Source organism: Microbacterium sp. 2RAF4, from assembly GCF_052115285.1.
GTDB lineage: Bacteria > Actinomycetota > Actinomycetes > Actinomycetales > Microbacteriaceae > Microbacterium > Microbacterium oxydans.
This window is the reverse complement of the sequence record NZ_JBFRGI010000001.1, coordinates 498,578-522,043: the sequence shown is the minus strand read 5'-3', so window position 1 is coordinate 522,043 and position 23,466 is coordinate 498,578. Positions and strand designations below refer to the sequence as shown.

General features: G+C 67.4%; 19 protein-coding genes. 9 read left to right on the top strand and 10 right to left on the bottom strand.

What is annotated here, in order from left to right; genetic code table 11:
• Nucleotides 1-20: 20 nt before the first annotated feature.
• Nucleotides 21-1,208, bottom strand: coding sequence for an AI-2E family transporter (locus AB4070_RS02555; RefSeq protein WP_441978769.1), 1,188 nt, complete (start codon nt 1,206-1,208; stop codon nt 21-23).
• A gap of 213 nt (nt 1,209-1,421) precedes the next feature.
• Complete coding sequence (gene glnA / locus AB4070_RS02550; RefSeq protein WP_046749104.1) at nt 1,422-2,846, bottom strand: type I glutamate--ammonia ligase; 1,425 nt, start codon at nt 2,844-2,846, stop codon at nt 1,422-1,424.
• 147 nt (nt 2,847-2,993) lie between these two features.
• Here glnA and AB4070_RS02545 point away from each other — a divergent pair, with 147 nt between their 5' ends.
• The gene (locus tag AB4070_RS02545) at nt 2,994-3,422 is read left to right on the top strand and encodes an RDD family protein (RefSeq protein WP_441978768.1); all 429 of its coding nucleotides are present in this window, start codon (nt 2,994-2,996) and stop codon (nt 3,420-3,422) included.
• A gap of 18 nt (nt 3,423-3,440) precedes the next feature.
• On the opposite strand, the gene AB4070_RS02540 is transcribed toward AB4070_RS02545, so the two are convergent.
• Nucleotides 3,441-3,932, bottom strand: coding sequence for an ATP-dependent zinc protease family protein (locus AB4070_RS02540; RefSeq protein WP_441978767.1), 492 nt, complete (start codon nt 3,930-3,932; stop codon nt 3,441-3,443).
• A gap of 20 nt (nt 3,933-3,952) precedes the next feature.
• Between AB4070_RS02540 and AB4070_RS02535 the strand changes: the two genes are divergently transcribed.
• On the top strand, nt 3,953-5,140 hold the full coding sequence (locus tag AB4070_RS02535) for a RimK family alpha-L-glutamate ligase (RefSeq protein ID WP_045264814.1): 1,188 nt from the start codon (nt 3,953-3,955) through the stop codon (nt 5,138-5,140).
• A 64-nt stretch (nt 5,141-5,204) separates the two neighbouring features.
• On the opposite strand, the gene AB4070_RS02530 is transcribed toward AB4070_RS02535, so the two are convergent.
• Complete coding sequence (locus tag AB4070_RS02530) at nt 5,205-5,915, bottom strand: DUF4191 domain-containing protein (protein ID WP_141369459.1); 711 nt, start codon at nt 5,913-5,915, stop codon at nt 5,205-5,207.
• Between the two features lie 162 nt (nt 5,916-6,077).
• On the opposite strand from AB4070_RS02530, the gene AB4070_RS02525 reads away from it, so the two are divergent.
• Nucleotides 6,078-7,538 carry a hypothetical protein gene (locus AB4070_RS02525; protein ID WP_441978766.1) on the top strand — a complete coding sequence of 487 codons (1,461 nt, stop codon included), beginning with the start codon at nt 6,078-6,080 and terminating at the stop codon, nt 7,536-7,538.
• Nucleotides 7,539-7,548: 10 nt separating this feature from the next.
• On the opposite strand, the gene sucB is transcribed toward AB4070_RS02525, so the two are convergent.
• The 3 genes from sucB to AB4070_RS02510 all read right to left on the bottom strand — a co-directional run bounded on the left by sucB (nt 7,549) and on the right by AB4070_RS02510 (nt 12,259).
• Nucleotides 7,549-9,342, bottom strand: a complete 1,794-nt coding sequence (sucB, locus tag AB4070_RS02520; RefSeq protein ID WP_441978765.1) for a 2-oxoglutarate dehydrogenase, E2 component, dihydrolipoamide succinyltransferase — start codon at nt 9,340-9,342, stop codon at nt 7,549-7,551.
• Nucleotides 9,343-9,409: 67 nt separating this feature from the next.
• On the bottom strand, nt 9,410-10,783 hold the full coding sequence (gene lpdA / locus AB4070_RS02515; protein WP_441978764.1) for a dihydrolipoyl dehydrogenase: 1,374 nt from the start codon (nt 10,781-10,783) through the stop codon (nt 9,410-9,412).
• 3 nt (nt 10,784-10,786) lie between these two features.
• Nucleotides 10,787-12,259 (bottom strand): leucyl aminopeptidase, encoded by a 1,473-nt coding sequence (locus AB4070_RS02510; RefSeq protein ID WP_441978763.1) that lies wholly within the window; start codon nt 12,257-12,259, stop codon nt 10,787-10,789.
• 113 nt (nt 12,260-12,372) lie between these two features.
• Between AB4070_RS02510 and AB4070_RS02505 the strand changes: the two genes are divergently transcribed.
• The 3 genes from AB4070_RS02505 (at nt 12,373) to AB4070_RS02495 (ending at nt 15,424) form a co-directional block, all read left to right on the top strand.
• Nucleotides 12,373-13,314, top strand: coding sequence for a proteasome assembly chaperone family protein (locus tag AB4070_RS02505; protein ID WP_441978762.1), 942 nt, complete (start codon nt 12,373-12,375; stop codon nt 13,312-13,314).
• Nucleotides 13,315-13,493: 179 nt separating this feature from the next.
• Nucleotides 13,494-14,732, top strand: a complete 1,239-nt coding sequence (locus AB4070_RS02500; RefSeq protein WP_441978761.1) for an RNA polymerase sigma factor — start codon at nt 13,494-13,496, stop codon at nt 14,730-14,732.
• Nucleotides 14,729-15,424 carry a coenzyme F420-0:L-glutamate ligase gene (locus AB4070_RS02495; protein ID WP_058631768.1) on the top strand — a complete coding sequence of 232 codons (696 nt, stop codon included), beginning with the start codon at nt 14,729-14,731 and terminating at the stop codon, nt 15,422-15,424. Before AB4070_RS02500 ends, AB4070_RS02495 begins: the two co-directional genes overlap by 4 nt.
• A gap of 55 nt (nt 15,425-15,479) precedes the next feature.
• On the opposite strand, the gene AB4070_RS02490 is transcribed toward AB4070_RS02495, so the two are convergent.
• Complete coding sequence (locus AB4070_RS02490; RefSeq protein ID WP_441978760.1) at nt 15,480-16,496, bottom strand: sugar-transfer associated ATP-grasp domain-containing protein; 1,017 nt, start codon at nt 16,494-16,496, stop codon at nt 15,480-15,482.
• Nucleotides 16,497-16,576: 80 nt separating this feature from the next.
• On the opposite strand from AB4070_RS02490, the gene AB4070_RS02485 reads away from it, so the two are divergent.
• Together AB4070_RS02485 and AB4070_RS02480 are read left to right on the top strand one after the other, a co-directional pair.
• Nucleotides 16,577-17,281, top strand: a complete 705-nt coding sequence (locus AB4070_RS02485) for an alanine racemase (protein WP_441978759.1) — start codon at nt 16,577-16,579, stop codon at nt 17,279-17,281.
• Entirely contained in the window at nt 17,278-18,318 is a 1,041-nt protein-coding gene (locus AB4070_RS02480) for an alanine racemase (protein WP_441978758.1), read from the top strand. Before AB4070_RS02485 ends, AB4070_RS02480 begins: the two co-directional genes overlap by 4 nt.
• Nucleotides 18,319-18,393: 75 nt before the next feature.
• On the opposite strand, the gene AB4070_RS02475 is transcribed toward AB4070_RS02480, so the two are convergent.
• A complete protein-coding gene (locus AB4070_RS02475) occupies nt 18,394-18,612 on the bottom strand; it encodes a DUF7455 domain-containing protein (protein WP_270408822.1) in 219 nt (72 codons plus the stop codon).
• Nucleotides 18,613-18,793: 181 nt separating this feature from the next.
• Here AB4070_RS02475 and AB4070_RS02470 point away from each other — a divergent pair, with 181 nt between their 5' ends.
• The gene (locus AB4070_RS02470; protein WP_441978757.1) at nt 18,794-20,920 is read left to right on the top strand and encodes a DNA gyrase/topoisomerase IV subunit B; all 2,127 of its coding nucleotides are present in this window, start codon (nt 18,794-18,796) and stop codon (nt 20,918-20,920) included.
• Between the two features lie 84 nt (nt 20,921-21,004).
• Here the strand turns inward: AB4070_RS02470 and AB4070_RS02465 are convergent, their stop codons facing one another.
• The gene (locus AB4070_RS02465) at nt 21,005-23,446 is read right to left on the bottom strand and encodes a DNA gyrase/topoisomerase IV subunit A (RefSeq protein WP_441978756.1); all 2,442 of its coding nucleotides are present in this window, start codon (nt 23,444-23,446) and stop codon (nt 21,005-21,007) included.
• Nucleotides 23,447-23,466 lie beyond the last annotated feature (20 nt).

Sequence of the window (23,466 nt, the reverse complement as noted above, 5' to 3'; positions counted from 1 at the left end):
TGGCCCGACGGGAGTCGTGATCAGCGCGCCGATGCCGGCGGGACGATCTTCCTGTCCTGGGCCGGGAACGTCACCTTCTGCACGATGATGATGATGCTCGCGGCGACGGGGATCGCCACGAGGGCTCCCAGGATGCCGCCGAGTGCACCGCCGGCGACGGCGGCGATGACGACGAGCGCTCCCGGCACCGCGACGGCCTTGCTCATGATCCGCGGCGAGAGGATGTAGGCCTCGATCTGCATGTAGATCAGGTAGTAGATGATCGCGATGAGCGCCGTCACGGGGGAGACGAACAGGCAGATCAGAGAGTTGATGATCGACGCCGTCAGCGTTCCCACCAACGGGATCATCGACCCGATGAAGGCGATGAGTGCGAGCAGCGCCGGAACGGGCGCGCCGATGATGGTGAGGAAGATCAGGCTCAGGATGCCGTTGATCAGCGCGAGGCTGGCCTGGCCCATCACATAGCGGCCCACGGCCCCGGAGACGTCTTCGAGGAGGCCGCTGAAGGTGTCCCGCTGGTACGCCGGGACGAAGCGTGCCGCGAGGTGCTTCATGCTGCGCAGCGATGCCATGAAGTACAGCGTCAGGATCAGGACGATGGTGACACCGGTGAAGCCGCCGGCGATACCGGCGCCGACCGCGAAGACGCCGCCGCCGATGTCGAAGAAGTTGTTGGGGTCCTGAACGAAGCCGAGGATGCCCTGCACGGCATCGTCGATCGTGGAGCCGAACTGGCCGCTCACATCTTTGAACCAGTCGCTGGCCATGAAGTCCTTGACCATCTGTGGACCGTCCTTGATCAGGTTGCTGACCTGTTCCACGAGGAGCGGGACGATGGCGAGGATGATGCCGGCGAAGGCGAGGAGCACGGCAGCGACGACGATGGCGACGGCGGCGGGGCGCGGGAGTTTCTTCTCGATGAACGAGACGATCGGGTCGAGGCCGAGCGCCAGGAAGACCGCCACTCCGATGTAGACGAAGACGGTCGCGAGCTGGCCGATCACTCCGCCGATGGCCAGGGCGACCAGCACCCCGAGGGCACCCAGCAGGCCGAACATGAACGGGTTGGTCCTTGCATACGCGACGACCGCGTTGGAAGGCTGGGACGGCGCGGCGGCGACCGGCCTGTGTGCGTCGGTGTTCGCGATGACTCTTCTACGGCGCATGGTTCCCCCGGTCGGATCTGTGTTTCCGTAGTCGATCATCCCTCATCACCGCGGTCAAGGCGGTGTGCACGCGCGGGCGAGGCGGGTACGGATGAGTGGCGGCTCCGGACGATGACGCCCGGTCGACGATCGATGGGCGGCCCGTGAACTCCGCGCAGGTACCAGGACCACGCAAGAGCCCGTCTCCACCGAGGCGGAGACGGGCTCTTGCATGAAGCTGCGGCCTACCCTTCGGTAGGTGGGTTCATCGGGTCAGACCCCGAAGTACAGCTCGTACTCGAACGGGTGCGGGCGCTGTGCCATCGGCAGGATCTCGTTCTCGTACTTGTAGGAGATCCAGGTCTCGATGAGCTCCTTGGTGAACACGCCGCCCTCGAGGAGGAACTGGTGGTCGGCAGCCAGGGCGTCCAGCGAGTCGAGCAGCGAGTTCGGGACCTGCGGGATGTCCTTGGCCTCCTCGGGGGGAAGCTCGTAGAGGTCCTTGTCGACCGGCTCGTGCGGCTCGATGCGGTTCTTGATGCCGTCCAGGCCTGCCATGAGCTGCGCGGCGAAGGCGAGGTAGGGGTTGCCCGAAGCATCCGGTGCGCGGAACTCGATGCGCTTCGCCTTCGGGTTCGAGCCCGTGATCGGGATGCGGATCGCGGCGGAGCGGTTGCCGGCCGAGTACACCAGGTTGACGGGAGCCTCGAAGCCCTTGACCAGACGGTGGTAGCTGTTCAGCGTCGGGTTGGTGAAGGCGAGCAGGGCGGGCGCGTGCGCCAGGATGCCGCCGATGTACCAGCGCGCGATGTCGCTGAGCTGTCCGTAGCCGGCCTCGTCGTAGAACAGCGGCTTGCCGTCGTTCCACAGCGACTGGTGCGTGTGCATGCCCGAGCCGTTGTCACCGTAGAGGGGCTTGGGCATGAAGGTCGCGACCTTGCCCCACTCCTCGGCCGTGTTCTTGACGATGTACTTGAACTTCAGGATGTCGTCAGCCGCGTGCACCATGGTGTCGAAGCGGTAGTTGATCTCCTGCTGGCCGCCCGTGCCGACCTCGTGGTGCGAGCGCTCGAGGATGAAACCGGCGTCGATCAGCTTGAGGGTGATGTCGTCACGGAGGTCGGCCGTCTTGTCGACCGGGCTGACCGGGAAGTACCCGCCCTTGTAGGGGGTCTTGTTCCCGAGGTTGCCGCCCTCTTCCTCGCGACCGGTGTTCCAGGCGCCCTCTTCGGAGTCGACGCTGTAGAAGCTGGAGTTCGAGGTGACGTTGTAGCGGACGTCGTCGAAGATGTAGAACTCGGCCTCGGGGGCGAAGAACGCGGTGTCGGCGATTCCGGTCGAGGCCAGGTACTTCTCGGCCTTCTTCGCGACCTGACGCGGGTCCTTCGAGTAGATCTCGCCGGTGCGCGGGTTGTAGATGTCGAAGAGCATGACGAGCGTGCTCGCCTCGCGGAACGGGTCGACGTACGCCGTCGTGACATCGGGGATGAGCTGCATGTCGGACTCGTGGATGCTCGCGAAGCCGCGGATCGAGGAGCCGTCGAACAGCTGACCGTCGGTGAAGAACGCCTCGTCGACCGTCGATGCAGGAATGTTGAAGTGCTGCTGTACACCCGGGAGGTCGGTGAAACGGATGTCAAGGAACTTGACGTCGTTCTCCTTGATGTAGGTCAGTACCTCGGACGAATCTTTGAACATGTACGACTCCTGTAATGCGGATCGATGGCTTCACGGCCACTCTGCAGAGTACGGACGGGGGATTTCTCTACGGTATCCGCTTTGTTTCGGGCGTGTTACGAGCGTGAGGGCGTCAGCACGTCATTTCATGCTCGGTAGGCTGGGGGAGTGACGGATGCAGTGAACGCGTACCCCGGTGAACGACTCGGACTGCCCGAATCCGGTTCGGGGAGCATCGCCCGTCCCGGCCGCCGGATCGGCGCGCTTCTGATCGATTACACGGCGGCGACGATCATCGCCACCGGTTTCCTCGGGTTCAATCAGTTCGCTCTGCCGACGGAAGCGGGTCTGAGCCAGTTCGCCCCGATGCTGGTGTTCGCCGTGCTGCAGATCGTCTTCATCCCGACCGCAGGCGGCAGCCCGGGGCACCGCATCCTCGGCATGCGTCTCGCCCGTCTCGACGGGAGCTGGGTCGGGCTGTGGCGCCCGATCGTCCGCACGCTCCTGCTCGTGGTCGTCGTGCCCGCCGTGATCTGGGACGCCGACCAGCGCGGTCTGCACGATAAGGCGGTCGGCACGGTTCTCATCCGTACCTGACGGCTCCGCCCGACGGTGTCAGTCGCGGCCGCGGTTGCGCCGGCGCGCCTCGCGTGGTGCTCGTCCGCCGAGGAAGGAGCGGGCAGGGTCGACGACGTAGCCCCGGCGCAGCGCCTCACGACCGATGAGCATCCGGAAGCCCATCTCGTCGCGGTTGCTCAGCGTGACCTCCGCCAGCACCTCGCGATCGACGAGCCGGATCAGCAGCTCGACCACGAGCCGCTCCTGGGCGTGCCCGGATGAGCTCCGAACGGCACGGCGATCGTGGATGGGGCACTCGACCACCACCGCGTCCTCCTGGCTGTCCTGCCAGGGCTTCACCTTGAAACGGACCCACGGTTCGCCGTCCTGCTCGAACTCCACGATGTCGAAAGCGTGCAGCGAGGAGGTGCGCGCACCCGTGTCGATCTTGGCCTTGAGCCAGTCCACCCCGAGATCGGGCAGGCTCACCCATTCTCGCCACCCCGTAAGGGTGTTTGAATGGGGGGTAGTCCTACTCACCTGATACATCCTGGCAGGAAAAATCCCCCGTGAAGATCGCAGTGCTCTCCCGCGCGCCGCAGGCGTACTCCACCCAGCGTCTGCGTGCAGCCGCGCTCCAGCGTGGGCACAACGTCAAGGTGCTCAACACCCTGCGCTTCGCCATCGATCTCACGGCCGATGAACCCGACCTGCATTACCGAGGGCGACAGCTCAGCGACTACGACGCGATCCTCCCTCGCATCGGCAACTCGATCACCTACTTCGGCACAGCCGTCGTCCGTCAGTTCGAGCAGATGGACGTCTACACGCCGAACACCGCCAACGGCATCTCGAGCGCCCGTGACAAGCTCCGCGCGAACCAGATCCTCTCGCGCCACAACATCGCGATGCCGCCGACGGCCTTCGTGCGCAACCGCGCGGACGTGCGACCGGCGATCGAGCGGGTCGGCGGAGCTCCGGTCGTCATCAAGCTGCTCGAGGGCACCCAGGGAATCGGGGTGATCCTCGCTCCGCAGGTGAAGGTGGCCGAGGCGATCATCGAGACGCTGCACTCGACCAAGCAGAACGTGCTGATCCAGAAGTTCATCGCGGAGAGCCGCGGACGCGACATCCGAGCGCTGGTCGTCGGCGACCGCGTCGTCGCCGCGATGCGACGCTCCGCTGCCGGTGACGAGTTCCGATCGAACGTGCACCGCGGAGGGTCTGTCGAGGCGGTCGAGCTCGATCCCGTCTACGAGCGCGCGGCGGTGCGCTCTGCGCAGATCATGGGCCTGCGGGTCGCGGGTGTCGACATGCTCGAGGGCGAAGACGGTCCGCTGGTCATGGAGGTCAACTCCTCGCCCGGACTCCAGGGCATCGAGACCGCGACGAAGCTCGATGTCGCGGGTGCCATCATCGACTACATCGCGGGGCAGGTCGCCTTCCCGGAGATCGACGTGCGCCAGCGTCTCACGGTCTCTACGGGCTACGGTGTCGCCGAGCTCATGGTGCACGGTGCGGTCGACCTGGTCGGGAAGACGTTGGGCGAAGCGGGACTGTGGGAGAGGGACATCACGGTCCTCACCCTGCACCGCGGCGTCAGCGTGATCCCGAATCCCCGCAAGCATGTCGTGCTCGAAGCCGACGACCGGCTGTTCTGCTTCGGAAAGCTCGACGAGATGCGATCGATGGTCCCGGAGCGTCGACGTCGTCGGGCGAAGGTCCGTCGTCTGCCCCGGCAGCCGCTCTCCGAGTGAACGAGAGAGCGCGGCCGTCCTCGCAGGAGGACGGCCGCGCTCTTGAGCTGTGCGGTGCGTGTGATCAGCGCGGACGCTGAGAGCGCACCTTCGTCGGGTCGATGCCTTTCGGGATCGGCAGCGAGGAAAGCGACTGCGATACCGAGTCGACGCGACGGATGACCGCGGCCATCGTCGCCTTGTCGATCGCCTTCGGGAGCTTCTTGATCGTCTTCGAGAGATCGGCGATCGCCACTTCGTCGTCACCGTGTCCGACATACAGGACGGTGATCGGGACGCCGTGCGCGACGCGCTGGGCCTTGCTGCGCTCCTCGTTCACCAGGCGTGTCAGTCGCCCGCGTGCACCTTCGCCGACGATGACGATGCCCCCGCGGCCGATGGTGCGGTAGACCGCTTCCTGCGTCTTCGGGTTGATGCCGACGGGAGTCTCCGAGGCCTGCCAGCTGCGACCGAGGCTGGTGCTCAGCACGTGGCCGGTCGCACCGGGCATGCCGTCGATCTTGCTGTACATGGCGGAGGTCGAGAGCCGCGTCATGAGGAACAGCGCGCCGAGGATGCCGAGCATCAGACCCGTGATACCCCACAGGACGAGCGTCCATACCTGGAAGGGGGGGATCAGATAGCCCGCGACGAGCCCGAGCAGGACGCCGCCGATGAGGATCGCAGCCTGTGCCCACGGCAGCCAGGAGTAGGCCTCACGTGTGAACCGGAAGAGGGACTTGATCTGGGAGAAGAACCCAGGACGCTTTTCGGGTTCAGGAGCACGCTTTGCCATGAGCACCAGCCTACCGAGTCTGACGACCTCGTGATGTCGGCGTTCGCGCGGAGCGGAGCAGCCGGATTCCACTCGTCCTGCACTGCAGAGGCATCAGAAGGGATCCGTCCCGACGGTCGGCCTGGGCACCTTTCGGGACGATCTCCGCGGTGAGATGGAGGAATGGAAGACATCGCGATCGACGACGGTGGGGGGACGCCGCTCGTGCCGCGGGCGCACCGTGTGGTGCGGACCCTCGATCCCGCCGAGGGACCGTTCCCGGGCACGCTGGTCACCCACGGCGACGAGGTGGTCGTCAGAGTGGATGCCGCGCGCCTCGGCGGATGGTCGGGATGGCGCTACTCGGGGGCCGAACACATCGCCGCTCCCATCGACGTCAGCCGGCGCCGGGACGGTCACGACGCGTTGTTCCCCTGGTGCACGGATCGGGTGCGCGGGTACCTGGGCCGTCGAGCGGCAGCTGGATCAGACATCACTGCGGGGGAGACCAGCACTCTCGTCGTCAGCCTCCTTCGTGGACTCGACGAGTTGGGAGAAGGCCTCGATGGGGTGCACACCGGCACGTGGTGGCTCACCGACGGTGGGCGGCCTGTCTTCGTCATCGGGGAGGGCACCGATGTCAGGACCGGTGTGGTGGAGATCCTCGACCTTCTCGGCGAGCAGAGCGCGGACAAGGTGGTCCGTCGCGCCCTGTCTGCCATCGGAGAGGGTCTGCGTAAGACCCTCGCTCAGCCGCGTCTGCCTCGCAAGCTCACGGAAGCATGGGAGACCACGGTGCTCGATGTCGCTGCGCCGCAGCCTCTCCGGCGCGAGTTCCACACCCCGGAGCGGGCACGGGATGTCGCTCGGGCGGTCGGTCCCCGCGTCGCCGTGGTTCAGGAGAGCGCGCCGCGCCTGCGCGCAGATCGGGTCCGCCAGCGGGACGCGGGCCGCCCTCGCGCCATCAGCGCGGTCGTCGACGCCGCGCAGACGGTGATCTTCGAGCTGCGTGTGCGCTCGGAGAGACGGTCGCAGGATCCTCACGCCCGATCCGCACCGCCGAGGAGGGGAGGCGGACGATCGACGGCTCGTTCCAAGGCCCGTCTGCGTTCCCTTGCCATCGCAGGAGGCGCCGCAGCGGCCGTACTGGTGGGAGGACTGCTCCTTCCCGGTGGTGACTTGGAGACAAGCGCCCGTGGCGCGCCCGGCGACACGGAGACACCGCCGCCGGCGTCCTCCGGGGAGGCGTCCGACATCCCGACGCCCCGGGAGACGGATGTCGCGGAGACCGGGGCCACGGAGCCGGGGTCCGCTGACTCCGACGATCCTGTCGAGGCGCTGTCCGCGCTCCTGCGGATCATCGCGGAGTGCGACGCCGCTGGAGACGGCGCGTGCACGAGCGCGGTGGCCGGGAACGCGGAGGGGATCGTCGATGTGCTCAGCGCGAAGACCCGGGTTCCGACGGCACCCGAGCTGGTCGACGCCTACGGCGACGTGGCGGTCATGAGATTGCGTGCGACCTCTGAGAGCGATGCGGGCACGGCCGACGACGCGTCTTCGGACGAGACCGTCGTCGTCCTCCTCCGCACAGACGAGAAATGGCTGGTCCGCGACGTCTATGACGTCGCGGACCAGCCAGGATGACTCGTGTCGATCAGGCTCCGAGCTGAGCGGCGAACTGCGCAGCCTCGAGGCGGGCCTTCACGGCGCCGAGGAACCGCGCCGCGTCCGCGCCGTCGATGATCCGGTGGTCGTAGGACAGCGCGAGGTACACGTAGGACCGGACGGCGATCGCATCCGCACCGCCCACCTTGACGAGTCCGGGGCGCTTGACGACGGTACCGGTGCCCAGGATCGCCGACTGCGGGAGGAACACCACAGGCGTGTCGAACAGCGCGCCGCGGGAGCCCGTGTTGGTCAGAGTGAACGTCCCGCCGGCCAGCTCATCGGGCTTCAGCTTGTTGTCGCGGGTGCGAGCGGCCAGATCGGCGATCTCGTGCGCGATCTGCGCGATGTTCTTCGAGGCGGCGTCGCGCAGCACCGGCGTGAGCAGTCCACGCTCGGTGTCGACGGCGATCGAGACGTTCTCGCTGGCCGGGTAGACGATGTTCTCGCCGTCGACCGTCGCGTTCACGATCGGGAACGCCTGCAGCGCTTCTGCGGTTGCGAGCGCGAAGAACGGCAGGAAGGAGAGCTTGTCGCCCGTCTTCTCGAGGAACGACGCCTTCACGCTGTCGCGGTAGTCCGCGAGCGCGGTGACATCGACCTCGACGACCGTAGTCAGCTGGGCCGTCTGCTGCATCGACTCGACGGCACGCTTCGCGAGGACCTTGCGAAGACGCGACATCGGCTGCGTGGTGCCGCGCAACGGAGAGACCTCGAGCGGCGCGGGAGCAGCGGGTGCCGCAGCAGCGGGCGCTGCCGTCGCCGTCTCCGCTGCCTTCAGGACGTCCTCCTTGCGGATACGACCGCCGACACCGGTTCCGGTGACGGAAGCCAGGTCCACTCCCTGCTGGGAGGCCAGACGACGCACGAGCGGCGTGACATAGAGGTTGTCGTTCTCGGTCGGGAGCGCGAGCTTCGTCTCGGCGGGAGCCGCAGCCGCAGGAGCCGGAGCGGCAGCCGGAGCAGCCGCAGGAGCCGGAGCGGGAGCCGGAGCAGCGGCGGGAGCCGGAGCAGCGGCGGGAGCCGGAGCAGCAGGCGCTTCGGCCGCGGGGGCGGGCGCTGCAGCTGCAGGCGCAGCGGGTGCTTCGGCCGCGGGAGCGGGCGCCGGGGCCTCAGCCGCGGGAGCAGCGCCGGAGCCGACGCGTGCGAGCACGGCGCCGACTGCGACGGTCTCGTCCTCACCGGCCACGATCTCCTGGACCACGCCGGCCACCGGCGACGGGATCTCGGTGTCGACCTTGTCGGTGGAGATCTCCAGAAGGGCCTCGTCGACGGCGACGCTGTCACCGACCTGCTTGAGCCAACGGGTGACGGTGCCCTCGGTGACGCTCTCGCCCAGCTCGGGGAGCACGATGTCGGTGGCATCGCCCGCGGGGGCGGCAGGAGCGGCCTCTGCGGCGGGCGCCGGTGCTTCTGCCGCCGGTGCGGGCGCAGCCGGAGCAGCGTTCGCAGCAGGTGCGGCCTGCTCGGGGGCGGCCTCCGCGGGGGCGGATTCGGCTTCGGGGGCCGCGGCTTCGGGCGCGTCTGCGGCGGGAGCCGCTCCGCTGCCATCGCCGATGCGCGCGAGGAGCGCGCCGACCTCGACGGTCTCGTCTTCGGCCACGAGGATCTCCTCGATCACGCCGCTGACGGGGGAGGGGATCTCGGTGTCGACCTTGTCGGTCGAGATCTCGAGCAGGCCCTCGTCCGCCTGCACGGTGTCTCCCACCTGCTTGAGCCAGCGGGTGACCGTACCCTCTGTGACGCTCTCGCCGAGAGCGGGGAGGACGACGGATGTGCTCATGACTGAGTCTCCTTCAAGAAGTTGTATGACGCTTGTCTAGCTTAGTGACTCGGGCACCGGTTGGTGCTCAGAGGGCGTGCAGGGGCTTGCCGGCCAGGGCGAGGAAGGCTTCCCCGAGGGCCTCGCTCTGGGTCGGGTGGGCGTGGATCAGGGGAGCGATGTCCTCAGGGTGCGCCTCCCAGGCGACGGCGAGCTGTCCTTCCGTGATGAGCTCGCCGACGCGGTCGCCGAGCAGGTGGACGCCGACGACGGGGCCGTCCTTGAGGCGGACGACCTTCACGAGCCCGCCCGTCCCGATGATCTCGCTCTTGCCGTTGCCTGCGAGGTTGTACTCGTAGGCGATGACCGCGTCGGCACCGTGGGCGGCGACTGCTGCCTCTTCGGTCACCCCGACCGAAGCGACCTCCGGGCTCGAATACGTGACCTTCGGGATCTGCGAGTCGGGGATGTTCACGGGGGACAGCCCCGCGATGCGTTCGGCGACGGCGATGCCCTGCTGGAATCCGCGATGTGCGAGCTGCAGACCGGGCACGATGTCTCCGACCGCCCACACGCCGGGAACTCCGGTGCGCAGGTTGTCATCGACGGTCACGAAACCGCGGTCGAGCGTCACGCCGGCCTCTTCGAATCCGAGGTCGGAGGTGACCGGACCGCGTCCCACGGCCACGAGGAGGTAGTCCGCCGTGAACTCCTTGCCGTCTTCGAGGGTCACGGTGACGGATGTCTCATCCTGGACCGCACCCTGGAATCGGGTCCCGAGGGAGTACTGGATGCCGCGGCGCCGGAACGCACGCTCCAGACCCTTGCTGAGGGCGATGTCCTCGTTCGGGACGAGGTGCGGCAGAGCCTCGACGATCGTGACCTCTGACCCGAACGACCGCCACACGCTCGCGAACTCGACCCCGATCACACCGCCGCCGAGGATCAGCACGCGCTCGGGGATCACGTCTAGGGCCAGTGCCTGCTCGCTCGTGAGGATCCGCCCGCCGATCTCCAGGCCGGGAAGCGAGCGGCTGTACGAGCCGGTCGCGAGCACGACGTCTGTACCCACGTACACGTCGTCGCCGACGCTGACGCTGTGATCGGGGTTCAGCCGGCCGAGTCCGCCGACGGTGGTGATCCCACGCGCCTTGACCAGCCCCTCCAGCCCCTTGTACTTCTTGGCGACGATGCCTTCGCGGTACGTGCGCACCCCCGCCGGATCGATGCCCTCCAGGCTTGCGGTGACGCCGACGGACGCGGCATCGCGCACGTGCTCCGCCACCTCTGCGGCATGCAGCAGCGCCTTGGTCGGTATGCATCCCCGGTGCAGGCAGGTTCCGCCGACCTTGTCCTTCTCGATCAGCGCGACGGACTTGCCGAGCTCACTGGCGCGCAACGCCGCGGCATAACCGCCGCTGCCGCCGCCCAGGACGACGATGTCGAAGGTGTGGGTTGTCATAGGTCATGCCTCCGTGTGGGATGCTGCGGCGAAGGCGACGATCGATCGGACCATCGCCCCCGTTGGGCCCTTCTCGGTGAAGCCGTACGGGGCGCCGGCGTGTTCGCCGGATCCCGCGATGTCGAGGTGCACCCACGGGATGCGCGGGGCATCCTCGGCGTCCGAGGTGCGACCGACGAAGCGACGCAGGAACAGGCCGGCGTAGGACGCGCCGCCCATCCTGTCGCCCATGTTCGCGTTCTGCAGGTCGGCGATGGGGGACTCGAGCGACTCCTCCATGTAGTCCGGCAGCGGCATGTGCCACGCCGGCTCGTCGACCTGAGCGGTGGCGGACATGAACGAGGACACCGTGTCGACGTCGCCGAAGACGCCGGTGTGCCGATGCCCCAGCGCGGCGACGATGGCGCCCGTGAGAGTCGCCACGTCGATGATGACGTCCGGGTTCTCACGGCTCGCGGCGACGAGACCATCGGCGAGCACGAGTCGACCCTCGGCGTCGGTGTTCTGGACCTCGACAGTGGTCCCGTCGAGGATGCGGATGACATCGCCAGGGCGCAGCGCACGCCCTGACGGCATGTTGTCGGTGATGCACAGCCACGCGGTCACTCGGACCGGGAGGCCCAGCGTGGCGATGGCGCGGATCGCCGCGAGAGAGGTCGCCGCGCCCGCCATGTCGAACTTCATGCCGACCATCGAGGCTGCCGGCTTTAGGGAAAGACCACCGGTGTCGAAGGTGATCCCCTTCCCGACCAGTGCGATGTGCCGTGAGGCGTCGGCGGGGGAGTACTCGAGGCGGACGAGACGCGGAGGGCGATCCGACCCCTGACCGACGCCGAGGATGCCACCGAAGCCCTGCTCGGCGAGAGCCTTCTCGTCGAGGATCTCGACCGTGACGTCGAGGTCGGCCACGCTGTCGGCGGCGCTCTGCGCGAGCTGCGCCGGGCTCTGCCACTCTGCGGGGACGTTCACGAGATCCTTAATGAGCGCTACCGCGTCTCCCAGGACCTGGGCGTACTCGACGTCGTCGTCGTCGACCGCGGCGTGGAGCGTGATCGACGTGGCGCGCGCCTTGCCCTTCTCCGTGCGGTAGCCGTCGAACTTGTGCCCGCCGAGCACCGCCCCCTCGGCGGCTGCAGCGGCGAACGATTCGAGGCCGTCGGCGAGAGCCACTGCGACGTGCTCGAAGCCGGTGAGCGAGCGCAGCGCCGTGCCTGCCGCGTTGCGCACCGCGGCAGCGTCCGGCGAGCTTCCGACGCCGACCACCGCGAACGGCGAAGACGTGACCTCGGGGACGTACACGCGGGTGAACGATCCGACCGAACCGGTGAATCCGACGCCGGCCAGCGCATCGGCGAGTCCGGGGTATCCGGCCAGCGACTCCGCCGAATCGGGGAGAGCGGCGACGATGAGCACTGCGGCATCTGCAGCGCTTCCAGGGAACTGATCGGTGGTGTGCGAGAGCACGGGAAGCGTCATGCCTCCATCCTAGGATCTCCGTCACACCATGGTCGTCCGCCCAGTCTCCGCGTGTTCGCTCTCAGCATGATGCGCCGCGCCCCGGGGTAGGCAGCTGCTCGTAGCATGGACACATGCCCCTCTCCGGTGAGATCCATGAACGCGTCGCGAATGCGCCGACAGTGCCGCACGGCCTGCCGCTGGTGCTGCTTCTGACCGGTTTCACGGACGCGGGAAGCGCCGTCTCCGGCCTGATCGATCACCTTCGGGAGACCGCCTCCCCTGAGCCCGTCGTGGTGTTCGACAACGATGCACTGCTCGACTATCGCGCGCGGCGGCCGGTGATCTCCTTCGACCAGGACCACCTGACCGAGTTCAAGCCGCCGAGGCTCGAACTGTCGCTCGCGACGGACGCACTCGGTCGTCCCTTCCTGCTGCTCGCCGGATACGAACCGGACTTCGCATGGAATCGTTTCGCGACCACCGTGCTCGCCCTCGCGGCGGAGTTCGAGGTCTCTGGACTGCACTGGGTGCACTCGATCGCGATGCCCGTTCCGCACACGCGTCCGATCGGCACGACAGTCAGTGGGAATCGGCGTGACCTGACCGTCGCGCACTCCGTGTGGCGTCCGCGCACGCAGGTGCCGGCAACGGCCGGTCACCTCCTCGAATTCCGATTCGTCGAGCGTGGGGACGCATCGGTGGGCTTCGTCCTGCTCGTGCCGCACTACCTCGCGGAGACAGAGAACCCCGATGCCGTCATCGCGGCAGCGGAGCGTCTGATGGCATCGACGGGACTCGTCCTCATCCTGGATTCCGTCCTGGAGCGCCGCGAGGACTATCTGGCACGCGTCGACGAGCAGGTCTCGGGGAACGACGAGCTCCAGCAGATGGTCCACAACCTCGAGCGCCGGTACGACGCCTACATGGCGGGGCGAAACCCCGACGACGACTCCTACGACGAGGGGGGTTTCAGCGAACGGGACCTCCCGAGCGCCGATGAGCTCGCGGCCGAGTTGGAGCGCTACCTGGCCTCTCGGCCGTCCGGCGATGAGGACAAGCCTGGCCGCGGCTGAGGCGGCGCACAGCGGGATTCGCGCGAAGTTCGCCGGAATGCGTCCGCATCGCCACACGTGTGCGATACTAGGACTCTGACCCGTTGTCAATCAGTGTTTTCGAGCATTGGACTTGACAAGGGTCTTACTAGTGTCCGAAATGTCCCGGGGCTACACAGCAGCTCCGTGAAAGGCGAAACGTGACTCCTGCCACGACGAAGAACACCCGGACGAAGAAGGCTGCCGAAGAGACGACCGCCGACGCTCCGGTCGAGACCGATGCGCCCGAGAAGCCCGCACCCCTGAGCGCGGCGAAGCGTGCTGCCGCGAAGCGCGCCCCCGTCAAGAAGAAGAAGTCCGAGGACGTCGTCGAAGAAGACGAGTCTCCCGCAGCTGCTGCTGTCGAGGAGGACGAAGACGAGGATGCGAAGCCGGCCTTCACCGAGCCGCTGCCAACCGGCGCGATCGTCATCTCGTCCAAGGATGACGAAGAGGTGCCGGTCTACTCGACGCAGATCACGGGAGCGACCGCCGACCCGGTCAAGGACTACCTGAAGCAGATCGGAAAGGTCGCACTGCTGAACGCGGCCGAAGAGGTCGAGCTCGCGATGCGCATCGAGGCGGGTCTCTTCGCCGAGGAGAAGCTGTCGGCGATGACCGCGGCTGAGAAGACGAGCCAGCTCGGTCTCGACCTGCAGTGGGTCGCCCGCGACGGCCAGCGCGCGAAGAGCCACCTGCTCGGCGCGAACCTCCGTCTCGTCGTCTCCCTCGCCAAGCGCTACACCGGTCGCGGCATGCAGTTCCTGGATCTGATCCAGGAGGGCAACCTCGGTCTCATCCGTGCGGTCGAGAAGTTCGATTACACCAAGGGCTTCAAGTTCTCGACCTACGCCACCTGGTGGATCCGTCAGGCGATCACTCGCGCCATGGCCGACCAGGCCCGCACGATCCGCATCCCGGTGCACATGGTCGAGGTCATCAACAAGCTCGCCCGCGTGCAGCGGCAGATGCTGCAGGACCTCGGTCGCGAGCCCACTCCGGAAGAGCTGAGCCGCGAGCTCGACATGACGCCGGAGAAGGTCGTGGAGGTGCAGAAGTACGGCCGCGAGCCGATCTCCCTGCACACCCCGCTCGGCGAAGACGGCGACAGCGAGTTCGGTGATCTCATCGAGGACACCGAGGCCGTGGTCCCCGCCGACGCCGTGGGCTTCACGATGCTGCAGCGGCAGCTCGAGCAGCTCCTCGACTCGCTCTCCGAGCGCGAAGCCGGCGTGATCCGGATGCGCTTCGGGCTGGGCGACGGTCAGCCGAAGACGCTCGACCAGATCGGTGACACGTTCGGCGTGACGCGTGAGCGCATCCGTCAGATCGAGTCGAAGACGATGGCCAAGCTGCGTCACCCGAGCCGCTCGCAGTCCCTGCGGGACTACCTCGAATGAGCCAGGCGAACGACGGCAAGGCCCTCGAGGCGAGCGTCGACGGCAAGAGCTACGCCCGCATCCCGCTGCGCACCCGCGTGGTCATGCCCCAGGACGACCTGGACGCGATCATCAGCGAGTACGCGAAGGATGCCGTCCAGCCGGGCGACCTCCTCTTCGTGACCGAGAAGATCGTGGCCATCACGCAGGGGCGGTCCTACCGCCTCGACGAGATCAAGCCTCGGAAGCTCGCGCTCTTCCTCTCGAAGTACGTCACGCGCACGCCCTACGGCATCGGTCTCGGCATGCCGGAGACGATGGAGATGGCGTTGCGGGAGTGCGGCACTCCGCGCATCCTGTTCGCCTCCGCGGTCGCAGCCGTGACCAAGGCCTTCGGTCGTCGCGGCGACTTCTATCGGATCGCGGGCGACAAGGCACGGGCGATCGACGGTCCCACCAAGCACACCATTCCTCCATACAACGAGGCCGTGGTGCTCGGACCCAAGGATCCCGATGGCGTGGCGGCTCGTCTGAAGGCGCTCATCGGCGGTCAGGCCGAGGTCGCCGTGGTGGACATCAACGACCTCGGCGGGAACATCCTCGGCTCGACTCTCGACAAGGCGGGCGAGCAGCGTCTCGTCAGGATCCTCGGCGACAATCCGCTCGGTCAGGGGCTGGAGTCGACGCCGCTCGGCATCGTCCGCGAAGTCTGAGCCCCGTACGAAGAATGCCCCCGGATCTCTCCGGGGGCATTTTCGTCTCTGCGTCTCAGAAGCCGATGACCTCGCGGTAGCGGGGCTTGTGGCCGGTGCGGATACCGGTCACGCTGGGCTTGTTCTCGTAGACGCCCGCGCCCCAGTTGCCTTCGACGAGGACCGGCCCGTCCGGGGAGACGACGATGTCCCAGCCGACGTACTGCACCTGCGGCACGACCCGCGCGACCTGATCGATGAAGGCGCGCACCTCGTCCATGTACGGCAGCTGGAAGTCGGCGATGCGGAAGCCGGAGTCGGGGTGGGTCTCATGGACGTGGCCGTGGGAGTCGTACCCGGCACCGACCGCGTGGCCGTTCTCGTCGAGCATCGTGTAGAAGCCGCCGAACGTCATCTGGTCGCTCACGGCGCCGCGGCCGAACTTCTGAGCCATGGCGAGGATGTGAGCCTTCTCGCCGTCGAAGAACGCGGTGATGCGGGTGGTGTTCACCGTGCCGGGGCAGACGGCCGCCAGCGCATCGTGCTGTCGGATGACCTCCTCGATGAGGAGCTCGCCTCGCGCCAGCAGCCCGCGGTGGAACTCGTCCCAGTCCTCGATCTCGGCGGCGTGATAGCGATGCACTCCGGTGCCGGCCTGTCCGACCGGCTCCTTCGTGACGATCGTGCCGAGACGCTGGGTGAGCTCGCGCACGGCCTCGGCGTTCCCCTCCTCGACCACCATCCACTCGCGCTTCAGGAACGGAGAGAACTGCTTGTCGAACTCGACCTTGTCCTGGAAGATCCAGCGGTAGTCGGGGTGATCGTAGCGCTGCGAGAGCTGGTTCGAGACCGGATGGGTCATGTACGTCTCGCGCTCGGCCTTCGTGAGCATGGCGAAGTCGTAGTCGATGTAGTCCTGGAAGCCGACGTTGTGACGGGCAGCCGACCACAGCATGTCGACGACGATCGCCGGCACGGCTTTGTGGTGCTGGGCCGAGGCCTCCTTGGCGCGTTCCACCACCGATCCGACGTCGATGCGGCGGGCACGTCCCATCAGATAGCGGATGCGGGGCGCGAGGGAAAGTCGAGACATGAGGCTCCAGGGTCGGGGTCCCCTCCAGTCTACGGGGGCCCGCGAGGTCGACCTGGAAGCCTGAAGCTAGGCTGGAGGGCGTGTGTGAGACGACTTCCAGCTCCCTGCCACGTGCCATGATCTCCCGCGCGGCGTTGGCCGCAGGAGCCTCGGCAGCGGTGTCTGCCGGTGGAACGATCGCCGACCTCAGACGCGATGCCTGGGGACACGGTGTCCTCGCCGTCGCCCAGGTCGTGACCGCCGCCGGTGCGGAGCGCGTCCTCGTCGACGCGCAGGGCGAGGTCGAGGCGCTGCAGCTCGAGGGCATCCGCGGTGTCACGACCGGTGAACCCGACATCGACGCCAACCTCCTCTACGGTCTCCCCGATGGGAAGGGTCAGCTTGCGGCTCGGCCGGTGATGCGGCTGGCAGGGCGGGTCCTCTCCACCAAGCGGCTCCAGCCAGGGGATGCCGTCTCTTACGGCTACACGTATCGCGCGGAGAGAGAGACCACGGTCGCACTCGTGACGGGTGGCTACGCTCAGGGCATCGTGCGCGCACTCGGCAATCACGCGACTGTGGAGATCCGGGAGGCATCCATGCCCATCGTGGGGCGTGTCGCCATGGACGTGTGCGTCGTCGACCTCCAGGGAGCAGACATCGATGTCGACACCGAGGTGACATACTTCGGAGGCACCGGTCCGTCCGCATCCGGAGTCGCGCGTTGGGCGGATGTCACCGGGATGACCGCGGCGGAGCTGGTCGCCGTCGCCGGCGCCCACGCCGTGAGGGGGTGGGAAGCGTGAGCCGCCCCGAGGTGCGCCTGAGCAGCAGCATCTTCCGCGCCAACATCGAGGCAGTGCGTGACCGGGTGACCCCGTCCGCGTTGATGCTCGTGGTCAAGGACGACGCGTACGCGCACGGGCTGTCCTGGGCAGTGAGGGCTGCGGTCGAGGCGGGGGTCGACTGGTTTGGCAGCTATGACATCCGCACCGGACTCTCCGTCCGCAGACTCGCCGGCGGCGACGCCAGGATCTTCGCCTGGGCGACCTCGACGGACTCGGAGATCGACGATGCGCTGATGCAGCGTCTCGATCTCGGGGTCGGGACCACCGACTACCTCAGGCGGGTCATCGCGCGGGCCGAGGCGCTCGGGACGACGGCACGCGTGCACCTGAAGATCGACACGGGCCTGCACCGCAACGGCATCCTGCCGGAGGACTGGGCATCGGCCGTCGACGAGGCGAGACGGGCCGAGCGCGCCGGTGTGCTCGAACTCGAAGGTGTGTGGAGCCATATCGCGGAAGCGAGCGACGAGGAAGACGACATCGCGCAAGCCGCTTTCCTCGATGCGGTGCGCATCGTGGGGGAGACCGGCGCGGTCCCCGCGGCACTGCACCTGACCGCATCCGCAGCATCGTGGTGGCGTCCCGAACTGCGCGGAACCGTCTCGCGCATCGGGGCGTTCTGCTACGGCATCCGGTCGGCAGAGGGACCGGAGCTCGAGGGAGTCCACCCCGCAGCGAGCCTCGTCGCAAAGGTGTCCGCCGTCGACGGGGATCGTGTGACTATCAGCCTCGGCAGCTTCGACGGGCTTCCCTCGACGCTCTCCGGGATCCAGGTCGGAACACCGGAAGGAGCGAGGGCTCTCGTCTCCGTCGGGCACACCTCATCGATCGTCGAGGGGTGGCGCGGTGCCGAGGTGGGGGCGGAGGTCGTCATCTTCGGGTGCGGTGCGCACGGAGAAGCGTCGGCGACGACCCTCGCCGAGCGGATAGACACCGTGGGAGAAGAGATCCTCACCCGGCTCACACCGCGAGTGCGAAGAGTCGTCGCCGACTGACCGTCATCGGCTGATCTCGTAGCCGCTGAGCGGAATCAGCGGACTGTGATCAGCAGACCAGGATCAGCGGACCGATCAGACCGTCTCGATGAGACGCGCGGTCTCGTCGTGCCAGCTGGTGGCGATGCTGCGGAGCTTCTCTTCGTACTTGCGGCCGTGGTGGGCGCAGAACAGGAGCTCGGATCCGTTCACCTCAGCGGCGATGTACGCCTGAGCGCCGCACGAATCACAGCGATCCATGGCGGTCAGACGGAACTCGACAGTGGAGGTGTCACGTTCGGTCGTTGCATTCATCTCGGTGCCTCCTCGGGTGTCGGCTTCGCTGAGCGATGTGCTCAATACAACCACGCGCCACCTGTACGCATGCCCGGTTTGCGGCGTGTTTCGCTCAGCGCGTACGCGCGGCTTCCCGACTGGCCTCGCGCGGGGAGTGTCTGCAGAGGAGAGGTACCTCGCGAGATTAGACTCGGAGATTGTGAATGCCGAGTACTCCGCCCATCATCTCCAGGTGCTTGAAGGCCTCGAGGCCGTCCGCAAGCGGCCCGGAATGTACATCGGGTCGAACGGGTCGCCCGGCCTCATGCACTGCCTGTGGGAGATCATCGACAACTCGGTCGACGAGGCGGTCGCGGGCAACGGGACGAAGATCGACATCATCCTGCACGCCGACGGCAGCGTCGAGGTCCACGACCGTGGCCGCGGAATCCCGGTCGACGTGGAACCGCGCACCGGGCTCACCGGTGTCGAGGTCGTGTACACCAAGCTGCACGCCGGCGGAAAGTTCGGAGGCGGGTCGTACGCCGCATCCGGTGGTCTGCACGGTGTCGGCGCCTCTGTGGTGAATGCCCTCTCCGAGCGCCTCGACGTCGAGGTCGACCGCGGCGGCAAGACCTACGCGATGTCCTTCCACCGCGGGGAGCCCGGCATCTTCACGGACTCCGGTGAGAAGCGGCCGGATGCGCCGTTCACTCCCTTCCAGGAGAACAGCGAGCTGCGCGTCATCGGCAAGGCGCCCCGCGGTGTGACGGGAACGCGTGTCCGCTACTGGGCCGACCGTCAGATCTTCACCAAGGACGCGGCTTTCCAGCTCTCCGAGCTCGAGACCCGGGCTCGACAGACCGCCTTCCTGGTGCCTGGCCTCGAGATCCTCGTCAAGGACGAGCGTGCGGCGGGTCAGGTCGTCCCCGTGCCCGACTCCGACGGCGAGACGATCACCCTCGGACCCACCGAGACCTCCTACCTGTACGAAGGCGGAATCTCCGAATTCGTCGACTACCTCGCGATCGACCCGCCGATCACCGACAACTGGCGCATTCAGGGGGAGGGCACGTTCAAGGAGACCGTCCCTGTCCTGCAGCCGGATGGCCACATGGTCGCGACCGAGGTGGAGCGGGTGTGTGCCGTCGACATCGCACTGCGGTGGGGTACCGGTTACGACACCAAGATCCGCTCTTTCGTCAACATCATCTCCACGCCGAAGGGCGGCACGCACCAGCAGGGCTTCGAGCAGGAGCTGCTCAAGGTGCTCCGCGCGCAGGTGGAGCAGAACGCCCGACGTCTGAAGGTCGGCAACGACAAGCTCGAGAAGGACGATGTGCTCGCCGGGCTGACGGCCGTCCTCACGGTGAACGTCCCCGAACCGCAGTTCGAGGGCCAGACGAAGGAGATCCTCGGAACCCCCGCCGTGCGGCAGATCGTGGCTCAGGTGCTCCGCAAGGACCTGGCTGAGCGCTTCGGCTCGACCAAGCGTGACGACAAGATCCAGGCGTCGCAGCTGCTCGACAAGGTCGTGTCGGAGATGAAGGCTCGCGTCTCGGCGCGAGCGCACAAGGAGACCCAGCGCCGCAAGAACGCGCTCGAATCCTCGACCCTTCCGACCAAGCTCGTCGACTGCCGCACGAACGACGTCGAACGCAGCGAGCTCTTCATCGTCGAGGGCGACTCGGCCCTCGGCACGGCGAAGAATGCGCGCAACAGCGAGTTCCAGGCGCTGCTGCCCATCCGAGGCAAGATCCTCAACGTGCAGAAGGCCTCCGTGGGCGACATGCTCTCGAACACCGAGTGCGCGTCGATCATCCAGGTGATCGGTGCAGGCTCCGGTCGCACGTTCGACATCGACGCAGCCCGCTACGGCAAGATCATCCTCATGAGCGACGCCGATGTCGACGGCGCGCATATCCGCACCCTGCTGCTGACCTTGTTCTTCCGCTACATGCGGCCGTTGATCGAGCACGGTCGCGTCTTCGCCGCCGTGCCGCCTCTGCACCGGATCATCGTGATCAATCCGGGGTCGAAGCCGAACGAGACGATCTACACGTACAGCGAGCAGGAGATGCACGCGCTGCTGGCGAAGCTCCGCAAGGCGGGCAAGCGCTGGCACGAGCCGATCCAGCGCTACAAGGGCCTCGGAGAGATGGACGCCGAGCAGCTGGCGAACACCACCATGGACAGGTCGGGTCGTCTGCTGCGTCGCGTGCGGATGGAAGACGCGGAAGCCGCTGGGCGCGTGTTCGAGCTCCTGATGGGGAATGAGGTGGCTCCGCGCCGCGAGTTCATCATCGACTCCTCCGACCGGCTGTCGCGCGAGTCCATCGACGCCTGAGACGTCAGACGAAAGGAAGCCGGCCCGGTGCAGACCGGGCCGGCTTCTCGTCTCTTGTGCGGGGTAGGACCGCTCGCCCTGTGCTCAGACCAGTGTGCGACCGATGCTGCCGATGACGCCTTCGACGGGCTGGCCGGACGCGTCGCGGCGCGCTCCGTTCTCCGGAAGCTTGCGGACCGCGCCTGTCGGATCGACGGCGAGCGGCGGGTTGGGTCCGACCCATGCGACCGTCAGCCGGTCCTCGCCCTTCAGGAAGGCATGGGCGCGGACGCCTCCGGTAGCACGCCCCTTGGACGGATACTCCGCGAAGGACGACACCTTGGCGCGCCCGGGCTCTGTGCCGGGAAGAGCGCTGTCGCCTCCGGATACGGTGGCCACGACGGACTCTGCGGCGGGATCGACGACGCCGAAGAAGAGCACTGATGCGCCGGAGCCGAGCTTGACCCCGGCCATTCCTGCGGCCGGGGCGCCCTGCGGGCGCACAGCGGAAGCCGCGAAGTGCAGCAGCTGCGCGTCGGTCGTCACGAACACCAGCTCGGCGTCGTCCGGAGCCTCTGCCGCCCCGACCACGGTATCGCCCGGTTTCAGGCCGATGACCTCGAGGTCAGGACGCACAGGGAGGCTGGAGGGGACGATGCGCTTGACCGTGCCCTGAGCGGTGCCGAGGGCGATCGGAGTCTCGCTGTCGAAACGCACGAAACCCAGAACGCGCTCGCCCTTGGTCGTGATGCCGAGGTAGTCGCGCAGCGGAGTGCCGGCGGCGAGCTGCACCGACGTCGCCGGCACGGACGGGAGGTCGACGGGGGAGAAGCGGACGACGCGACCGAGGTTGGTCAGAGCCCCGATCTCGGCGCGGACGGTGGTCTCGACGGTGGTCAGGATCGCATCGTGCTTGCTGCGCCGTGCAGGGACGGTGAGCTCCTGGCCCTCGCCGAGGTCGACGCGGACGGTGCGTCCCGTTGTCGAGAGCACGAGCACGGTGGGCGCATCGGCGATCTGCAGATCGACCGCCCCCTTGGTGGCTCGGGGCTTGGGCGGAGCCGCGTTCATCAGGAGCGTGCGCCGGGGCGTCCCATAAGCATCGGCGGCGGCGTCGAGCTCCTTGGCGACCGCGGCGCGGAGCAGCATCGGGCTGTCGAGCAGTTCCCGAAGCGCGGCGATCTCCGCGAGCAGAGCATCGCGCTCGGACTCCAGCTCGATCCGCGAGAACTTCGTCAGACGACGCAGGCGCAATTCGAGGATGTACTCCGCCTGGAGCTCGCTCAGGTCGAAGACGGAGCGCAGCCGCGTGCGGGCCTGCTCCGAGTCGTCGGAGGAGCGGATGACCTGGATGACCTCGTCGATGTCGAGGATCGCGATGAGCAGACCCTCTACCAGGTGCAGACGCTCCTCGCGCCGCTTCAGACGGTATCGGCTGCGGCGGGTGATGACCTCGAGCCGGTGACCGACGTAGACGCTCAGCATCTCCTTGAGGCCCAGCGTGCGCGGCTGGCCATCGACCAGGGCGACGTTGTTGATGCTGAACGAGTCCTCCAGCGGAGTCAGCCGGTAGAGCTGCTCGAGCACGGCGTTCGGGTCGAAGCCGGTCTTGATGCCGATCGCGACGCGCAGGCCGTGGTTGCGGTCGGTGAGGTCGGTGACGTCGCTGATGCCCTGCAGCTTCTTCGACTGCACCGCATCGCGGATCTTCTCCAGCAGTCGCTCGGGGCCGACCATGTACGGCAACTCGGACACGATGATGCCGGTGCGTCGCGGGCCGAGCGGCTCGATGGAGGTCTTGCCCCGCACCTTGAGAGCGCCGCGTCCGTTCGTGTACGCGTCCTTGACGCCGTCGAGTCCCATCAGGATCCCGCCGGAGGGGAAGTCGGGTCCGGGGACGAACTCCATCAGCTCCTCGGTCGTCGCATCCGGATTCTCGAGGAGATGTGTGGCCGCCGCGACCACTTCGATGAGGTTGTGCGGCGCCATGTTGGTCGCCATGCCGACGGCGATACCACTCGCTCCGTTGACGAGCAGGTTCGGGAAGGCGGCCGGCAGCACCGCGGGCTGCTGGAACTGACCGTCGTAGTTCGGGATGAAGTCGACGACGTCCTCGTCGAGGTTCTCCGTGAGGGCCAGTGCGGCGGCGGCGAGTCGTGCCTCGGTGTATCGGGCGGCAGCGGGACCGTCGTCGAGGGAGCCGAAGTTGCCGTGCCCGTCGACCAGGGGCACACGCAGCGCCCACTCCTGCGCGAGCCGCACGAGCGCGTCATAGATCGCCGAGTCGCCGTGGGGGTGCAGCTTTCCCATGACCTCGCCGACGACGCGCGCGCTCTTGACGTGGCCGCGGTCCGGACGCAGGCCCATCTCGGCCATCTGATACAGGATGCGGCGTTGCACGGGCTTCAGACCGTCGCGCGCATCGGGCAGGGCACGTGAGTAGATCACCGAGTACGCGTACTCGAGGAACGAACCCTGCATCTCGCTGGAGAGGTCGATGTCCTGGATGCGCTCCTCGACGGGCTCGGGCGGCGGAGTTTTCGGCATGGACTTCCTGGGGGGCATAC